The organism is Magnetospirillum sp. (assembly GCA_027532905.1).
Taxonomy (GTDB): Bacteria; Pseudomonadota; Alphaproteobacteria; order CACIAM-22H2; family CACIAM-22H2; genus Tagaea.
Genome location: JAPZUA010000001.1, coordinates 413527 through 429120 on the forward strand (window position 1 = coordinate 413527; position 15594 = coordinate 429120).

Here is a 15594-nt window from a genome sequence, read left to right on the forward strand (position 1 = left end):
GAAATATGAAACTAAGTGCAGCCGTCGTGGCGCTGGGAGCGCTGGCGCAGGAAACGCGCCTTGGCATCTTCCGCGCCCTTGTCCAAGCGGGGCCTGCCGGCCTTTCGGCAGGCGAGCTTGCGCGCTTGCTCGACGTGCCGCCGCCCACGCTCTCGTTCCATCTGCGCGATCTGGTGGCGGCCGGCCTTGCCTCGGCCACGCGCAACGGCCGCTCGATCGGCTACCGCGCCGACTTCGCTTCCATGGACGCGCTGATGGCGTTCCTCTCCGACAATTGCTGCGGCGGCAATCCCGCTTTGTGCGTGCCCGCCGCCCCCAAACCCGCGAAATCGAAACCCGCCAAAGGAGCCCGCGCATGAAACGCCTCCATATCCATGTGAGCGTCGACAGCATCGCCGTCGCCACGCGCTTCTACGCCGACCTGTTCGGCGCTGCCCCCAGCGTCGTCAAAGACGACTACGCCAAATGGATGCTCGAAGATCCGCGCGTTAATTTCGCGGTCTCGACGCGCGGTAAAACGCCAGGCCTCGACCATCTCGGCATCCAGGTCGACGACACGGCCGAACTCGACGTTTTGGCCGAACGGCTCGAAGCGGCAGGCCACGCGACCTTCGACAAGGGTGAAACGACCTGCTGCTATGCAGAATCGGAAAAAGCCTGGACGCGCGATCCTGCCGGCATTGCCTGGGAAGCTTTCCGCACCTTCGGCGAATCGACCGTCTACAGCGCGCCCAAAGCGGCTGCGACAAAAGCGGCCAGTTCTTGCTGCGCTCCGGCCGTCGCCGCACCGAACGCCCCCGCAAAGGCCGCCTGCTGCTAGGGAGAAGGCCCCATGTCCGACACGCCCAAGAACGTCCTGTTTCTCTGCACGCACAATTCGGCGCGCAGCGTGATGGCCGAAGCGCTGCTGAACCGCTTCAGCGGCGGCCGTTTCAAGGCCTACAGTGCGGGCAGCAGCCCCACAGGCAAGATCAACCCGTATGTCGCGGCTTTGCTCGAAAAGCTCGGCTTCGACATTTCGGGCTTCCGCTCGAAGCCGTGGGACGAGTTCGCCGCCCCCGGTGCGCCGCAGATGAATTTTGTGTTCACGGTCTGCGACCAGGCGGCAGGCGAAGTGTGCCCGGTCTGGCCGGGCCAACCGATGACCGCGCATTGGGGCTTTCCCGATCCCTCGACCGCTGCGGGCAGCGAGGCCGAAAAAGCCGCTTTCACCGCCGACGTGTTCCGCATGATCGAGCGGCGCATCCGCATTTTTTCGGCATTGCCGCTCGCAACCTTGTCCAATCTCGAGATCAAGACGAAGATCGACGAGTTGGGCCAAGATCGCAGCGGCGCCTAGCGCCATGATGTATTCGAAGTCGCGTCGCTATGCGGCCGAGTTTCTCGGCACGGCCTTGCTGCTGGCGATCGTCGTGGGCTCGGGCATCATGGGCGAGCGTTTGGCGGCCGGCAACAACGCGGTCGCCTTGATCGGCAACACGCTGTCGACGGCCGCCGGTCTCGTGATCCTGATCACTGCGTTCGGGCCCGTGTCGGGTGCGCATTTCAACCCGGTCGTGACCCTCGTGTTCGCAGCGCGCGGCGAATTTCCGCGCGGCGATGTGCTGGCCTACATCGCCCTGCAGGTTGCAGGTGCGATCGCCGGCGTATGGTTGGCACACGCAATGTTCGCCGAGCCGATCCTGCAAGTCTCGCTCAAGCTCCGCGAAGGCCCCGCCCAAGGGTTGGCCGAGGCGGTCGCAACGTTCGGCCTCATCGCGACGATCCTAGGCGGCTTGCGCTTCAAGCCCGACGCGGTGCCGACCTTGGTCGGGCTCTACATCGCCTCGGCCTATTGGTTCACGGCCTCGACGTCCTTCGCCAACCCGGCCGTGACGGTGGCGCGTTCGCTCAGCGACAGTTTCGCCGGCATTGCGCCAGCCTCCGCACCTGTGTTCATTGTCGGACAGCTCGTCGGGGCCGGCGCGGCCGTGGCGTTTTTCGGCTGGCTCTATGGGAAATCCGAAAGAGACTGAGATGTCCGACGCCTTCCCCGTCACGATCTACCACAACCCCGCCTGCGGCACGTCGCGCAACGCCCTCGCAATGATCCGCGAGGTCGGCTATACGCCGACGGTGATCGAATATCTCAAAACCGGCTGGACGCGCGCGCAACTGGGCGAGCTTTTGGCCGCCCTCGCCCTTGCACCGCGCGACATTCTGCGCGCCAAGGGCACGCCGGCGGAAGAACTCGGCTTGCTCGAAGCTTCGGCAAGCGACGCGCAGATAATCGACGCGATGCTCGTCCATCCGATCCTGGTCAACCGACCGATCGTCGTGACCAAGATGGGTGCACGCCTTGCGCGGCCCTCGGAGGTCGTGTTCGAAATTCTCGACAAGCGCCCGGCGGAATTCCGCAAGGAAGACGGCGAGGTCGTGCGCGCGCGCGCACCAGCGGGCGGCAAAAATTGAGTTCCGAGAAGCGTCTCTGGCTAGCCGTTCTGGCGTTGGGCGTAACCCAAGTCGTCGGCTACGGCACGCTCTACTATGCGTATTCGATCCTTGCCGCGTCGGTCGCCGCCGATTTCGGCGTCGCCCAATCGGCAATGTTCGGCGCGTTTTCGGCCGGCATGCTGGCGGGCGGGCTCGCGGCACCGCGCCTGGGTGCTCTCATGGACCGGCTGGGTGCGCCGCGCGTGATGGCGTTCGGCAGCCTTGCCGCTGCGGCCGCCTTGGCGGGCTTGGCATTCGCGCCGAATTTCCCGGTCTTCGCGGTTCTCGTGGTCGCAACCGAAATCGTTGCGGTCGCAGTCTGCTACGATGCAGCGTTCGCCACGCTCGTGCTGTTTGGCGGTGCCAAAGCGCGCGGGGCGATCACGCGGCTCACGCTGATTGCGGGCTTCGCCTCGACGCTGTTCTGGCCGCTCACCGGGGCGCTTGACGCAAGCTTCGGCTGGCGTACCACCTTTCTGGTTTTCGCTGGATTGCATGTCGCCGTGGCCTTGCCGCTGCATCTGTGGCTCGCGGCCCAAGCGAAAAACGAAGCGGCTGCAAGCAGCGCGAAAGCTCCGGCGGCACCCGCCGCCGCACAGTTGCGCCCGCAGGACGAACGCTTTGCGTTCTGGGCCGTGGGTGCGAGCTTCGCGCTGAGCGGCATGGTCATTGCGGCAATGGGCGTGCACATGGTGCCCGTGCTGAGCGCCATGGGCCTCGGTGCATCGGCCTATGTCGTGTCGATGCTGATGGGGCCAACGCAAGTCGCGATCCGGCTCACCGACGCGCTGTTTTGGCGCAGCCTGCATCCGCTGCAGGTCGCGACGATTTCGGGCCTCGCCTTGCCGCTGTCGGTCGTGGCCTTGATGCTGCCGATCGAAGGGCTGATCGCAGGGGCGTTGTTCGCAGCCGCCACGGGCGTGGGCCAGGGCCTGTCGAGCATCGTGCGCGGCACGGTTCCGTTGGCGCTGTTCGGCAGTGCTGGCTATGCCGCACGCCTCGGGCGGCTTGCCGCTGTGCGCACGGTGCTGAGCGCAAGCGCCCCGTTCCTGTTTGCGCTGGGAATGCAGGAGGCGGGTCTTACGACGACACTGTGGATTGCGTTTGCGATTGGCGTTGTAGCGCTGCTTCCGCTTTTGATGCTGATGACGCGCCTCAAACGCAGCGCGGCCTAATCGTTTCCTGCGTCGGCGCCACACCGTCTTTGCCGCCCTGGACGCGCAGCACGGCGCGGAAATTGGCGAGGTCAGCCAACATGCGCTGGATCGTCGCCATCTTCTATTCCGTCCGGATTGGGTTTCCGAAAGCCTAGCGCGGCTGGTCCTCCGCCAGCAATGCAGCTGCGATTTCCGCCCATTCGGCATCGAGCGCGCTGGTCGCGACGGGCTTGCCTGCGCGCCGGTACCAGTAGCGCGCATTGCCAAGATCGCCTTCTACACGATGCAGGTGTGCATGCACCCAATCGTGGCGCGTCTCGCCTTCGTCCTGCTGCACGAGCGCATGGGCGGCGTCCCAGTCGCCTTTCTTCAGGTGCCACAGCGCCAGCACCGGCCGCGCCAAGCCCGGCGGCGGTTGTGCCCGCTTGACGGATGCCAAAAACGCCGAGAATTCCACTGTCCACCTCTGCCGCGATGCGCCTAATGCCGCCACCAACCTTAAAGCCTTTTGTCGCATCTCGGGATCGCAATACGCGCGCCTCGACTCGGTTTTTGCTGGATCTGCTCAAGCAGATGGGCTTCGACGCATTGGCGCGAATGCGCGAAATTCTGCGCATCGGCCGAGAGCGACCGACGCCTAAACGGGGGAAAACGGCCCAATCAGCGCCTTGTCAAAGACCCGGACGGGCCTATAATTCGCGCCAATCCGTCAGTTGCAGGAGCCCCCCGGAATGTCGCTAAAAGACACAGCCTTGATCATGGTCGGATACCAGAACGACTATTTCGCCAAGGACGGCATCCTGCGCGGCGTGGTCGAAGAGCCGGGCCGCGTCGACAGCGTGCTGGCCGCGACCGTCGATCTGCTGACGCGCCTGCGCGACACCGAAATCACCATCGTCTCGACGCCGATCGTTCTGAAGCCGGACTATCGCGCCCTTGCAAGCCCGGTCGGCATCCTGAATGCGATCAAGGAGTCGGGCGCATTCGCGATCGGCAGCACGGGTGCGCAGGTGGTACCCGCGATCAAGCCCTTCGAAGACCGCATCATCACGCTGTCGGGCAAAATCGGCTTCAACGGCTTCGTGAACACCGAACTCGACGAGATCCTGAAGCAGCGCGGCATCAAGAACGTGTGGCTCGCGGGGATGGTCACGTCGCTGTGCATCGATTCGACCGGGCGTGCCGCCTACGAGCGCGGCTACAACGTCTCGGTCCTCAAGGACTGCACCTCGGCCCGCACCGCGGTCGAACAGGATTTCTTCTGCACGACGGTCTTCCCGCTCTACGGCAGCGTGATCGTCGGGTCGGAACTGAAGATAGCGGCTTGAGCGAAAGCCCGCACGACGGGGATACCGAACGCCTGGATCTTCAGGTCCAGGCGACCAACCGTCTCATCGAAGCGCTGGCGGCAAGCGAACAGACGATGCGCCGCCGCATCGAGCTGATCAGCGACGTCGTATTCGAGCTCGACCAGGACGAACGCATCGTGTTCGTGAACCGCGCCTGGACGAGCGTCGTCGGCGGAGCGCCGGAAGCGGCCCTCGGCAAGCGGCTTGGCGAATTTCTGGTCGAGCCCGACGCGTGGCACATCGACGCGATCGTGGCCGCCGATCCGAGCGCGGCGCGAAGCACAAACGCACGGGCCTTGAAACGCGCGGACGGCGCCCTTGCCTGGGTCGAGATCTCGCTCACGCGCTTGGCGCCGACCGGCTATCTCGGCACGCTGCACGACGTCACGCGCCAGCGCGCCTACCAGAAGGAACTCGAGCAGCTTTCCCTCGTCGCGAACAACACCGACAATTTCGTTATCATCGCCGACGCACAAGGCCACTGCGAATGGGTCAATCCGGCCTTCACCGCGCGCACCGGCTTCACCCTCGAGGAGATGCTCGGCAAACGGCCGGGCCACGTGCTGCAGGGGCCCGGCACTGATCCGGGCGTGGTCGCCGAGATCGCGATCGCCTTGCGCGAGAACCGCTCGGTTTCGACCGAGATCCTGAACTACACCAAACGCGGCGAACCTTACTGGACGATGGTCCATATCAACCCGATCGTCGGGGCCGACGGCACGCTGCAGCGCTTCGTTTCGGTGCAGACCGAAACCACGCGCCTGCGCGCGATCCAGCACGAGCTCGAAGCCGCGAAAGCCGCGGCCGAAGCGGCGAGCCGCGACAAATCGCTGCTGCTGGCCAATGTGAGCCACGAGCTGCGCACCCCGATGACCGGCGTGCTCGGCATCGCCGAGCTGCTGCTGGCGACCGACCTCGTGCCGCAGCAGCGCCGCTACGTCGAGGTCATGCAATCGTCCGGCAATCTTCTGCTGCGCGTCATCAACGACGTGCTCGAGTTTTCGCGCATCGAGGAAGGGCGCATCGAAATCGAAGTGAAACCTTTCGATCTCGCCGCCGCGATCGCGGGCGTTGTCGACATTCTCGCCCCCATGTTCCGGGAAAGGGGCCTCGCTTTCGACGTGCGCCTGCCGCCCGAGGGCCTGCCGAAACTGGTGGGCGACGCAGCGCGTTTCCAGCAGATCCTCTACAATATTCTCGGCAACGCGCTCAAATTCACGCAAGAGGGTTCGGTCACGCTGGCGGTCGAATGTGCGCCGACCGCGACGGGGGCCACAAACGTGCTCGTGTGGGTGCGCGACACTGGCGGCGGCATCGCACCGACCAAGCTCGAGAGCATCTTCCGCCCCTTCGAGCAGGCGGACAAAAGTGTGGCCCAGCGCTTCGGCGGCTTCGGGCTCGGCCTGTGGATCTGCAAGCGCCTGGTCGAGCGCATGGGCGGCGAGATTTCGGCGACAAGCGTGCTCAAGCGCGGATCGGAATTCTTTTTTTCGCTGCCGCTGCAATTGGCCGAAGCCGGATCTGCGGGCGAACGTATCCCCTCAGGGACGCACACGGCCGCCGCTGCGCTCGACATTCTTCTGGCCGACGACAGCGACGTCAACCGCCTCGTCATCAAGAGCGTGCTCGAAAAGGAGGGCCATCGCGTCGTCGAGGTGACCGACGGCGCGCAAGCCGTCGAACGCGTCCAAACGGCGGCGTTTGACGTGGTGCTGATGGACATCCAGATGCCGGTCATGGACGGGCTGACGGCTGCTGAAAAAATCCGGGCACTCGGCGGTGGCCTGGCGCGCATGCCGATTTTTGCGCTGACGGCGGACATCGTCAGCGAACGGCGCGAAGCCTATCTCAATGGCGGCTTCGACATGGTGCTGGCCAAGCCTATCGACTGGACTTTGCTCAAACAGGCCCTGCGCTCAGTGCCGCCCGGCATCGGCCGCGCGCCTTAGTACTAGCGAACGAAACAGGCGAGCCGCACGCGCAGTTCGATCGCGCGCGCCCGCAGATTGCGCAGGAAAGTCTTGGAACGGCGCAAGGCGTTGCGCAGACCGCCATGCGCCATGACCGACAGATAGATCCAACGCCGCCAGCCGAGCACGCGATCATGGAGGCGCTTGTACCAGGCGATCGACAGAAGTTTGGGTTCGGCGATCGCGTGCAGCCGCAATATCACGGCCATGCCGAATATCTTGGCGGCGACAAGTACGGTCGCACCCGCCAGCAACCGTCCCGAAGCGATCCAATAGAGCGCTGCGAGCTTGACCGGCTCCAGCAGCAGCATCGGCACGGCGAGCACGCAGAGTGCGCCGTGCGGCGGCAGTGCTGCAATCAAGCGCTCCGCGCGCTGCCACAAGCGCAGCTTCGCAAGCCCCGCCAGCACGGGAGCCACGAGAAAACGCGCGAGGTCTTCGGTGGCGAAATAGAGCAGCCCCAGCAGAAAGCCCAACCCGCGCAGGATGCGCCCGATCGCCGCCCCCATTTGCGCCGCCGCCATTTTCTCCACCTTGTCCGATTGATCGCCGCGCAGCCGAAATAAAGCGTAGGATGGCATGGATTGGAGGTCCCGTGCAGATCCGCCTCGGCTACGACATCGCCTACGAATGCGCGCAGGCGACACCGCTCCTGCTGATGCTGCGTGTGCATCCGTCGTTGGCGGGCGATCTCGTGGTGCCGGATTTCATCGCAACCATTCCGGCCGTCCCTCTCCAGACCTATCTCGACGGCTTCGGCAATCTGTGCACGCGGTTGACGGCACCCCAAGGAACGTTCCGCATGACGGCCGATGCGACGATCGCGTGCGCCGGCGAAGCGGACGCAGTAGCCCCCTTTGCGGCCGAGATACCGGTCCCGGATCTGCCGGCCGAGTTGCTCGTGTTCCTGCTCGGCAGCCGCTATTGCGAAACCGACAAGCTCTCCGAGATCGCCTGGGGGCTGTTCGGCCCGGTTGCGCCCGGCTGGTCGCGCGTGCAGGCGATCTGCGATTTCGTGCACGACCATATTCGCTTCGACTACATGCAGGCGCGCGCCACGAAATCGGCGTTCGACGTGTACGGCGAGCGCACGGGCGTGTGCCGCGACTTCGCGCATCTGGCGGTCGCACTGTGCCGCTGCATGAACATCCCCGCGCGCTACTGCACGGGCTATCTCGGCGACATCGGCGTGCCGCGCGATCCCGCCCCGATGGATTTCAGCGCGTGGTTCGAAGTCTATCTCGGGCACCGCTGGTACGTTTTCGACGCGCGCTACAACCGTCCGCGCATCGGCCGCGTGCTGATCGGCCGCGGCCGCGACGCCGCCGACGTGCCCTTGTCGAACAGTTTCGGCACGACCGTACTGAAGGCGTTTTTCGTGCGCTCGGACGAGATCTGAATTGAAAATATCGGCGCCGCTGTCGAGTACCCGACAAGATTGTAGGGTGCGGCCGGTGCCGTCGCGCCCGTCTTTTGTGGGCAAACAGCCGATCGATGCCGGGTCGTGCCCGGCTGCGTCGGTGCCTAAACCTCGCTGACGAAGCGGGCAAAATCGGCACGCGCTTGCCAGCCATGGCGCTCCAGTTCCGGGTCCAGATGCGCCTCTTCCGGCCAGCCGACGCACAGATAGGCGACCAGCCGCCAAGCGGGCGGCACGCCGAGCGCTTGCGCCACGTCCTCGGGCTCGAGAATGGAGACCCAACCGACGCCGATGCCGCGCGCACGTGCCGCGAGCCAAAACGTATGGATCGCGAGCACGACGGAATGGACGACCGTCTCGGGCATCGTGCCGCGCCCCAACCCGTGGCCCGCCGCCGGATCGGGATCGGCGAACACGGCAAGCTGCACCGGTGCGCGATCAAGGCCCGACAATTTGAGACGCGCATAAAGCTCGGCCTGCGGCCCTTCATACGCGTCGAGCGCGCGGCGATTGCAGGCAGCAAAATTCGTCTGCACGGCCGCCCGTGCGGCCAGGCTTTTGACTTTCACGAAGCGCCAAGGCTGGCAGTTCCCGACCGACGGTGCCCGGCAGGCGATCGCAAGCAATTCGTCCACGCGCGCGTCTTCGAGGGGCACCTCGCGGAACCGCCGCACATCGCGCCGCCACGCGAACAAATCGTCGAGGCGCGCGCAAAAAGCCGCGTCGAAAGTGGGGAGCGATTGGAAATCCATGCCGCATCTTGCGTCGCTTCGCGTGCAAACGCCAGGGATCGGGATCGGTTCCGCCGACAGCCGCGCTCTGAATCTGATCCGTGCGAAATGGCGTCCCGCAATCGACATCGGCGCAGGCCGTTGGCGAGAGGTCGACTCGAATGTCCGCAATCCCGCGCCAGAGGATTCTTTCAAATGACTTTGATGACATGTATCACATTGCATTCATCGAGCCGAGGCAGGTCCGAGCGCTTCTTCTTTTCGCAACGAATTTCCAGATCAGGCCCGACCTATGCCGATTCGAAACAATCACCTTCTCGTTCTGTTTTGGATGCTCGGCTCGCTCGTGTCGTTCGCGGGCGTTGCGCTTTCGGTTCGCGGCATGCAGGGGGCGATGACCGTGTTCGAGATGCTCGCGATCCGCAATCTCGGCGGCATCGGCATCTTGGTTGCGATGGCGGTTGCCGCCCCCGGTCCGGAGCGGGTCGTTCGGATGACGCGACCGGTGCTCCATCTGCTGCGCAACGTCGCCCATTTCGCCGGGCAGGCGCTGTGGGCGTGGGGCGTGACAGTGCTGCCGCTCGCCATGGTGTTCGCGATCGAGTTCACCACGCCCGCCTGGGTCGCGGTGTTCGCGGTTCTGTTCCTCAAGGAGCGCATGACGTTCGCCCGTCTGCTCGCCATCGCTCTCGGCTTCGCGGGCGTTGTGATCATTCTGCGTCCCGGCCTCGATGCCTTCCGCCCCGAGGCGTTGGCCGTCGTGCTCGCAGCGGTTTGTTTCGGGATCCAGATCGTCGCGACGAAAAAGCTCACGGGGTCCAACTCGACCTGGACTATCCTGCTCTGGATGAACTTGCTGCAATTGCCGATGAACATGGTTGCCGCTTGGCTCGCGGGGCAATCGCCTTGGATCGTCGGTCGGCTGAGCTGGGATATCTGGCTGCCGGCGCTCGGGATCGCGGTCACGGGCTTCCTCGCCCACTATTGTCTGACGAACGCCTTCAAACGCGGCGATGCGACGATCGTCGTGCCGATCGACTTTCTGCGCGTGCCGTTGATCGCGCTGATCGGCTGGATGTTCTACGACGAAACGCCCGAGCTCGCGGTTTTGCTCGGCGCCGTTGTCGTGATCGGCGGCGTGGTCGTCAGCATCGTCGCCGACGCGCGGGAGAAGAAGGTCTGAGCGATGCGGTCAAGTGAGCGCAGACGCAGGGACTAGCCCTTGACGGCGCCCGCCGTGATGGCGCTTACCAAGTGCCGTTCGAGGAATGCGAAGAGCACGATCACCGGCAGTGCTGCGATCACGGCCGCCGCCATCAACTCGTTCCATTGGACCCGATACTCGCCGACCATGTTGGCGATCCCGACCGACAGCACGAACATCGACGGGTCCGTCGTCAGGACCAGCGCCCACACATACGCGTTCCAGGAAATCAGGAAGGTGAAAAGCGCGACCGCAACAAGGCCCGGGCGCGCGAGCGGCAGGATCACGCGCCAGAAAACCACGAGCCGCGTCGCACCATCCATGATCGCGGCTTCGTCGATTTCGCGCGGGATCGATCGAAAGAACCCGATCAGCATCCAGACGCTGAAAGGCAGGGCAAACGACGAGTAGGCCAGGATCAGCGCCAGGTAGGAATTGATGAGCCCGAGTTCGGACATCAAGCGGAAATAGGGAATGATCAGCAACGTCTCGGGAAGCATCTTCGTGAAAAGCAGAAAGACGATAAGTGCGGAAGCGCCGCGAATGTGGAATCGCGTGAACCCGTAGGCCGCGAGGGCTGCAAGCGTCACCGAAAGGAGCGTCGACCCTGCCGAGACCACCAGGCTGTTCAGGAAATAGCGCGCGAATGGCCGCTCGACCAGCAGCGTCGAAAACGCCGCAAGCGACCAGTTCGCCGAAGCGAAGGTCGGCGGCGACAGGAAAACTTCGCTGTGCGGCTTCAGCGCCGTGTTCAGCATCCAATAGAAGGGGAAGACGGTCACGACGGCGGCGACGAGAATCGTCGCATAGAGAGCCGCGGAGGCCGGGAACGAACGGCTGTTCATGCGTCGCCGTCCGAACGCCCGATTCGCGTGGCGCGCAGATAGAGGATCGAGAACACGAGGACCATGGCCAGCAGCAGGACGCCGATCGCCGCCGCCTCGCCGAAGCGATTGGCGCGAAATGCGGTGTTGTAGAGCAGCGCTGGCAGGACCTCGGTCGCACCGGCCGGGCCGCCGGCCGTCATGATGCCGATGATGTCGTAGTGGCGAACGACATTGATGATGTCGAGGGTCGACGCGACGACGATGAGATATTTGAGATTGGGCAACGTGATCCATCTGAAACGCTGCCAGGTGGAAGCGCCGTCGATGTCTGCCGCCTCGTATTGTTCGACCGGAATGGTCTGCAGACCAGCCAACATCAGGAGCATCACGAACGGCACGCCGCGCCACACTTCCACGGCCGTCACCGCCGCGAAGGCCGGGCCGGGCTCCCCGAGCCACGCGACGGGCCGGTCGATGATGTCCGCCGCGCGAAGTAGATAGTTCACGACGCCGAATTGCGGCTCGAGCAGCCAGAGCCAGATCGTCGCGCCGACGGCTGCCGAAACCATCCACGGCGTCAGGAAGACGACGCGCAACGCCGTCCGGGCAACCCGAATTTCGTTCAAGGCCAGCGCAAGCGCCAGCCCCAGAAGCATGTGCAGCGTCACCGATACCGAGACGAATCCCAACGAGACCTTCAAGGCGTGCCAGAACGCATCGTCTTCGAGGACGCGAAAATAGTTCGCGAGCCCGACGAACGTCGAACGCAGACCGCGTATCCGATGGAGGCTCGTCCAGAACGCATGCGCCAAAGGAAGGACGATGACCGCCGCCAGAAACAGCAGGACCGGCAAAAGGAACAGGTAGCCATGCCAGCGCTCGCGCGCGAGACCGGTGCCGGTCCACGCGCGAGCCCGCGGCCGCGTCGTCGCCGTCATTGGTCTTTCAGCTTGCGGCTAAGCCGGACATCCAGGTCCTGGAAGATCTGTTCCGTGCGCGCCGGCTCGAGCAGTGCGCGTTGGACCGCATCGACGATGTCGTTGGCGGCAATGTCGGCCCATGCGGGATGCGGCAGCGGATAGCTCCTGGCGTTGGTCCCAATCCGCACGAACTCGGAAAGCATGGGATCGGCCTTGATTTCGGGTTCGTCGGCAAGATCGCGGCGCAGCGGCATCCAGTTCGCCTTCACCGCGCGCGCGACGGCCCACTTCTTGTCCATGTCGAACTTGATGAAGCGCCACGCTTCTTCCGGATGGCGGCAGCTCTCCGAAATCGAATGCGCCGTCACGGTCGCCAGGGTCGGCGCGTTCGGAATCTGCGCCGGCAAAGGGGCTGCGAACATCTTGCCTTCGATCTGCGGATTGTCGCCGATCACCTTTGCGACCGACCAATAGGCGTTTCGCATCGTGGCGATCTTGCCTTGCGAGAACAGGACGGTCTGCTCGAGATAGTTGGTGGTCGTCGGTGCGGGCGATGCGACTTTATGGTCCGAAAAAAGTCCGAGGTAGAACTTGATCGCTTCGAGGGATTTGGGGTCCTTGGCGAACCGCGACTCGGTCATGTCGGCATTGAACGGTTCGCCGCCGTTCCCGTAGATCCAGGTCAGCAGCACGCGCGTCGTCGTGTCGGTCTTTCCGCCGAGGACGGAGGTCGCCCAATGGTCGGTGCCGGTCAGCGCCTTCGCCCACTGCAGATACTCGGCCCAGTTCTTGGGCGGATTCTTCGGGTCGAGCCCTGCCTTCACGACGAGTTCGCGATTGTAGATCTCGGCGTAGACGCCGCCCCAGTTCGGCAGGCCGTAGAGCTTGCCCTTCCAGCGCGCCGCTTTGAGCATGTCGTCGCTCCACGCGTTGCGGAACGCGGCCGGCTCCTTGTCCCAAAGATCATCAATCGGCCGCAGATAGCCTTCGGCGGCGGCCGTCGTGAGATCGACGGCCACAATGCACGGCGCCTGGCGGGCCTGGGCGGCGGCCACAAACTTTGTCCAATGGTCGCGGCGCGCCACGAGAATCGGCTCGATTTTGATGTTCGGGTTCGCTGCCTCGAACGCGGCGATCGTCTGTTTCCAGATCGGCTCGTATTGCGCTTCGGTGAGGTTGGGCGTCTGCCATTGCAGGACGACGCGCTGCTGTGCTGCTGCCGGTCCGATCGCACCGATCAGCAGAGCGGCAACGGCAGTCGATGTCGCGAACTTCGTCATGGTTTCTCTCCCTTTGTTTTTTTTACGTCCACAAGGCACCGCCCCGTTCGCTGCGGGGCTGGGGCCGGAAGGGCATCGTTGCGAGAAGTTCGAGATCAGGTTCGATTCCGAACCCAGGTGCTTCGGGCAGAACGAAATGCCCGGCGTCGAACTGCACCGCCGGCCGCGATGCGCGGTCGCGGAACGCGCGCTGCGGCTCCATCTGCTCCAGCACGTAGAAATTCGGAATGGCGGCCGCAAGATGCATCGACGCCATCGTGCAGATCGGCCCGCCCGGATTGTGAGGTGCGACGGGCACGTAGTAGGTGTCCGCAAAACTCGCGATCCGCCGAACTTCGGTGAGCCCACCGGCATGCATCAGGTCGGGCTGGACGATCTTGCAGCCGCCGCCCTCAAGCAGTTCGCGGAACTCGTAGCGCGACAAGAGCCGTTCGCCCGTCGCGATCGGAGTCGAAATTTCCTTTTGCAGCCGCACCATCACGGCCGCATTTTCGAACGGGAGCGGTTCTTCGAACCATCCCGGCCGATAAGGTGCAAAGGCGCGATCGAGCATCACGGCCGTTCGCGGCGTCAGCAACTCGCTGCACTCGATGAAGATGTCGACGTCGGGTCCAGCGCCCTCGCGCGCCGCCGCCATCATCTCGGTCGCACGCCGAATGGCGCCGCTCTCGTCCGCTTTGAGGGCCTCGCGGGTCAGCGGCGAGTATTTGAACGCCGTGAAGCCCAAATCCACCGCCTCTTTTGCCCGCGCATAGCCCTCTTCGGGCCGCGTGGCACCGCGCAGCCAGTGGCTCGCATAGACCCGCAGCCGCGTGCGATGCGCACCGCCGAGCAGACGATGGACGGGCACGCCGAGGCGCTTGCCCTCGAGGTCCCACAGCGCGAGATCGATGCCCGCGAGGGCCGACATGAAGACGGCCCCGCCGCGCCAGCGCCAGGCGTTGTAGAGACGATGCCAGTGACGCTCAGGGCCGGCCGGATCTTCGCCAATAAGGTGCGGCGCAAACTCCGCGATCGCCGTCGCGACCGATTCGAGCGCGCCGTGCAAAGACGCCTCGCCCCAGCCGACGAGCCCCTCATCCGTCTCGATGCGGACGAACATCCAATTGCACCAATCGACCCAGTATTTGAACGTTTCAATTTTCGTGATTTTCATTGGATGCCTGCGTTCTCCCCATCATCGGAGCGGTTTTTACTCTCGATTGAAACGTTCAAATAAGCATAAAATGGATCCATGCCAAAGGCAAGCCGCTTGAAGGACAGACCCAAAGCGACGATCAGCGACGTCGCACGCCTTGCCGGCGTTTCGATCGGCACAGTCTCGAACGTTCTCAATCCAAGAATTCCGGTGAGCGACGCGAGGCGTGCGGCCGTCGTCGCGGCAATCGACACGCTTGGCTTTCTGCCGAACCGGGTCGCGCAAAGTTTGCGTCGGCGCCATTCGCGGGTCGTCGGGCTGATTGCCCACGACACGGCCAGCGCCTATTTCGCAGCACTGCTGGACAATTTCGAGAGTATTGGCGCGCAGCAAGGCTACGAGGTCATGCAGGTTCTGAGTCGCGGCGAGCCTGAGACGGAGGTGCGCCGCGCGCGTGCATTGCTGGAACGCCAAGTCGATGGGATCCTTTTGGTGCCGACCGCCGCACCGAGCGCTGCCTTCGACCAGATCGCGGCGGCCGGCGTGCCGGCGGTCGTCATCGACCGCGTCAGCGACGATCCGCGCTTCGACTATGTCTCGATGGACAATAGCGGCGCCATGGCGGATGCGGTTGCGGCCCTCGCCGCGGCCGGGCGAAAGCGCGTGACGTTCATTGTGCGATTCCCCGAACTGATCACAACGCAGCATCGCATGGCAGCGCTCGCTGCCGCGGGCAAGAAAATTGGAATCCACACGGAAACATTCGTGCGCGCCGCCGACGATGGCGAATTTGCCGCCCAAATCGAAACGATCCTGCGCCGCCGCGAGCGCCCGGACGCGATCATCGCGTCGAACAGCATCCTGGCGTTGCCGCTGATCGCGACGATCAAACGGTCCAACGTCCGGATTCCGGACGACATATCGCTGCTCGTTTTCGACGAACCGAATTGGGCATTGGTTGTCGAGCCGCCGCTTTCCATCATCCGCCACCCGATCAAAGACATGGCGCGCAGCGCTTGGAACGCTTTGATCGAAAGGATCGACGGCTATTCGGGTCCCAGCCGCCGCATTGTTCACGCGGCCGAACTCGTGATTCGCGCCTCGATATGAACGCAGATTTCAGTGC

General features: G+C 64.2%; 18 protein-coding genes. 11 read left to right on the forward strand and 7 right to left on the reverse strand.

Translation table 11 applies throughout. The features are described from left to right. Positions 1-5 precede the first annotated feature (5 nt). The 6 genes from O9320_01955 to O9320_01980 are packed head-to-tail and all read left to right on the forward strand — an operon-like array spanning position 6 to position 3647. The gene (locus tag O9320_01955; protein MCZ8309588.1) at positions 6-359 is read left to right on the forward strand and encodes a winged helix-turn-helix domain-containing protein; all 354 of its coding nucleotides are present in this window, start codon (positions 6-8) and stop codon (positions 357-359) included. Continuing rightward, the gene (locus O9320_01960; GenBank protein ID MCZ8309589.1) at positions 356-820 is read left to right on the forward strand and encodes an ArsI/CadI family heavy metal resistance metalloenzyme; all 465 of its coding nucleotides are present in this window, start codon (positions 356-358) and stop codon (positions 818-820) included. Before O9320_01955 ends, O9320_01960 begins: the two co-directional genes overlap by 4 nt. A 12-nt stretch (positions 821-832) precedes the next feature. Continuing rightward, positions 833-1339 (forward strand): arsenate reductase ArsC, encoded by a 507-nt coding sequence (locus tag O9320_01965; protein MCZ8309590.1) that lies wholly within the window; start codon positions 833-835, stop codon positions 1337-1339. Between the two features lie 4 nt (positions 1340-1343). After that, the gene (locus O9320_01970; GenBank protein MCZ8309591.1) at positions 1344-2015 is read left to right on the forward strand and encodes an aquaporin family protein; all 672 of its coding nucleotides are present in this window, start codon (positions 1344-1346) and stop codon (positions 2013-2015) included. 1 nt (position 2016) lies between these two features. Next, a complete protein-coding gene (arsC, locus tag O9320_01975; GenBank protein ID MCZ8309592.1) occupies positions 2017-2451 on the forward strand; it encodes an arsenate reductase (glutaredoxin) in 435 nt (144 codons plus the stop codon). Further along, on the forward strand, positions 2448-3647 hold the full coding sequence (locus O9320_01980) for an MFS transporter (protein ID MCZ8309593.1): 1200 nt from the start codon (positions 2448-2450) through the stop codon (positions 3645-3647). Before arsC ends, O9320_01980 begins: the two co-directional genes overlap by 4 nt. A 133-nt stretch (positions 3648-3780) precedes the next feature. Here O9320_01980 and O9320_01985 read toward each other — a convergent pair whose 3' ends face one another. Continuing rightward, positions 3781-4086 carry a hypothetical protein gene (locus O9320_01985; GenBank protein ID MCZ8309594.1) on the reverse strand — a complete coding sequence of 102 codons (306 nt, stop codon included), beginning with the start codon at positions 4084-4086 and terminating at the stop codon, positions 3781-3783. Between the two features lie 274 nt (positions 4087-4360). Here O9320_01985 and O9320_01990 point away from each other — a divergent pair, with 274 nt between their 5' ends. Both O9320_01990 and O9320_01995 read left to right on the forward strand, forming a co-directional pair. Continuing rightward, positions 4361-4957, forward strand: coding sequence for a cysteine hydrolase (locus tag O9320_01990; protein MCZ8309595.1), 597 nt, complete (start codon positions 4361-4363; stop codon positions 4955-4957). Then, a complete protein-coding gene (locus O9320_01995) occupies positions 4954-6927 on the forward strand; it encodes an ATP-binding protein (GenBank protein MCZ8309596.1) in 1974 nt (657 codons plus the stop codon). Before O9320_01990 ends, O9320_01995 begins: the two co-directional genes overlap by 4 nt. Positions 6928-6929: 2 nt before the next feature. On the opposite strand, the gene O9320_02000 is transcribed toward O9320_01995, so the two are convergent. After that, positions 6930-7472, reverse strand: coding sequence for a hypothetical protein (locus O9320_02000; GenBank protein ID MCZ8309597.1), 543 nt, complete (start codon positions 7470-7472; stop codon positions 6930-6932). Between the two features lie 71 nt (positions 7473-7543). On the opposite strand from O9320_02000, the gene O9320_02005 reads away from it, so the two are divergent. Then, entirely contained in the window at positions 7544-8347 is an 804-nt protein-coding gene (locus O9320_02005; GenBank protein ID MCZ8309598.1) for a transglutaminase family protein, read from the forward strand. Between the two features lie 125 nt (positions 8348-8472). On the opposite strand, the gene bluB is transcribed toward O9320_02005, so the two are convergent. Continuing rightward, the gene (bluB, locus tag O9320_02010) at positions 8473-9120 is read right to left on the reverse strand and encodes a 5,6-dimethylbenzimidazole synthase (protein MCZ8309599.1); all 648 of its coding nucleotides are present in this window, start codon (positions 9118-9120) and stop codon (positions 8473-8475) included. 271 nt (positions 9121-9391) lie between these two features. Between bluB and O9320_02015 the strand changes: the two genes are divergently transcribed. Then, entirely contained in the window at positions 9392-10282 is an 891-nt protein-coding gene (locus O9320_02015) for a DMT family transporter (protein MCZ8309600.1), read from the forward strand. A 32-nt stretch (positions 10283-10314) separates the two neighbouring features. Here the strand turns inward: O9320_02015 and O9320_02020 are convergent, their stop codons facing one another. The 4 genes from O9320_02020 to dgoD are packed head-to-tail and all read right to left on the reverse strand — an operon-like array spanning position 10315 to position 14486. Beyond that, positions 10315-11148, reverse strand: coding sequence for a carbohydrate ABC transporter permease (locus O9320_02020; protein MCZ8309601.1), 834 nt, complete (start codon positions 11146-11148; stop codon positions 10315-10317). Continuing rightward, a complete protein-coding gene (locus tag O9320_02025; GenBank protein MCZ8309602.1) occupies positions 11145-12068 on the reverse strand; it encodes a sugar ABC transporter permease in 924 nt (307 codons plus the stop codon). Before O9320_02025 ends, O9320_02020 begins: the two co-directional genes overlap by 4 nt. Continuing rightward, positions 12065-13330 (reverse strand): sugar ABC transporter substrate-binding protein, encoded by a 1266-nt coding sequence (locus tag O9320_02030; GenBank protein ID MCZ8309603.1) that lies wholly within the window; start codon positions 13328-13330, stop codon positions 12065-12067. Before O9320_02030 ends, O9320_02025 begins: the two co-directional genes overlap by 4 nt. 22 nt (positions 13331-13352) lie before the next feature. Continuing rightward, complete coding sequence (gene dgoD / locus O9320_02035) at positions 13353-14486, reverse strand: galactonate dehydratase (GenBank protein MCZ8309604.1); 1134 nt, start codon at positions 14484-14486, stop codon at positions 13353-13355. A 96-nt stretch (positions 14487-14582) separates the two neighbouring features. Between dgoD and O9320_02040 the strand changes: the two genes are divergently transcribed. After that, a complete protein-coding gene (locus O9320_02040) occupies positions 14583-15578 on the forward strand; it encodes a LacI family DNA-binding transcriptional regulator (protein MCZ8309605.1) in 996 nt (331 codons plus the stop codon). Positions 15579-15594 lie beyond the last annotated feature (16 nt).

Excerpts from the sequence above, each read along its gene's own strand:
- O9320_01955 (MCZ8309588.1), top strand. The coding sequence starts at position 6 with ATGAAACTAAGTGCAGCCGTCGTGGCGCTGGGAGCGCTGGCGCAGGAA.
- O9320_01960 (MCZ8309589.1), top strand. The coding sequence starts at position 356 with ATGAAACGCCTCCATATCCATGTGAGCGTCGACAGCATCGCCGTCGCC.
- O9320_01965 (MCZ8309590.1), top strand. The coding sequence starts at position 833 with ATGTCCGACACGCCCAAGAACGTCCTGTTTCTCTGCACGCACAATTCG.
- O9320_01970 (MCZ8309591.1), top strand. The coding sequence starts at position 1,344 with ATGATGTATTCGAAGTCGCGTCGCTATGCGGCCGAGTTTCTCGGCACG.
- arsC (MCZ8309592.1), top strand. The coding sequence starts at position 2,017 with ATGTCCGACGCCTTCCCCGTCACGATCTACCACAACCCCGCCTGCGGC.
- O9320_01990 (MCZ8309595.1), top strand. The coding sequence starts at position 4,361 with ATGTCGCTAAAAGACACAGCCTTGATCATGGTCGGATACCAGAACGAC.
- O9320_02000 (MCZ8309597.1), bottom strand. The coding sequence starts at position 7,472 with ATGGCGGCGGCGCAAATGGGGGCGGCGATCGGGCGCATCCTGCGCGGG.
- bluB (MCZ8309599.1), bottom strand. The coding sequence starts at position 9,120 with ATGGATTTCCAATCGCTCCCCACTTTCGACGCGGCTTTTTGCGCGCGC.
- O9320_02015 (MCZ8309600.1), top strand. The coding sequence starts at position 9,392 with ATGCCGATTCGAAACAATCACCTTCTCGTTCTGTTTTGGATGCTCGGC.
- O9320_02020 (MCZ8309601.1), bottom strand. The coding sequence starts at position 11,148 with ATGAACAGCCGTTCGTTCCCGGCCTCCGCGGCTCTCTATGCGACGATT.
- O9320_02025 (MCZ8309602.1), bottom strand. The coding sequence starts at position 12,068 with ATGACGGCGACGACGCGGCCGCGGGCTCGCGCGTGGACCGGCACCGGT.
- O9320_02030 (MCZ8309603.1), bottom strand. The coding sequence starts at position 13,330 with ATGACGAAGTTCGCGACATCGACTGCCGTTGCCGCTCTGCTGATCGGT.
- dgoD (MCZ8309604.1), bottom strand. The coding sequence starts at position 14,486 with ATGAAAATCACGAAAATTGAAACGTTCAAATACTGGGTCGATTGGTGC.